General features: G+C 69.2%; 1 protein-coding gene. It reads right to left on the bottom strand.

Annotation, left to right across the window (positions count from 1 at the left end; all coding sequences use genetic code 11):
- Positions 1–211, bottom strand: a 211-nt coding sequence (locus tag KUG39_RS16995) for a sigma-70 domain-containing protein (protein ID WP_286193286.1), incomplete at both ends; no start/stop codon positions are given.

The following is a 211-nucleotide window of genomic DNA, read 5'->3' as shown; positions in this document are numbered from 1 at the left end:
CAGCAGGTCGTCGCCGGCCAGCAGATCCAGCAGTTCGGTGTCCTCACCGTCGCCCACCTTCGTCTCCAGGCTCACCGGCTGGCGGGCGCGGCAGAGGAGGTCTTTCACCTCCTCCTCGGGCAGCTCCACCGCCACGGCCAGTTCGCTCAGGGTGGGGGTGCGGCCCAGCTCCTGGCTGAGCTCCCGCTGGCCCTTCTTGAGCTTGTTGAGG

Source organism: Synechococcus sp. CCAP 1479/10, assembly GCF_019038515.1.
Classification (GTDB): Bacteria; Cyanobacteriota; Cyanobacteriia; order PCC-6307; family Cyanobiaceae; genus Cyanobium.
The sequence above is the reverse complement of the archived record's forward strand: the minus strand, read 5'-3'. Positions and strand labels throughout refer to the sequence as shown.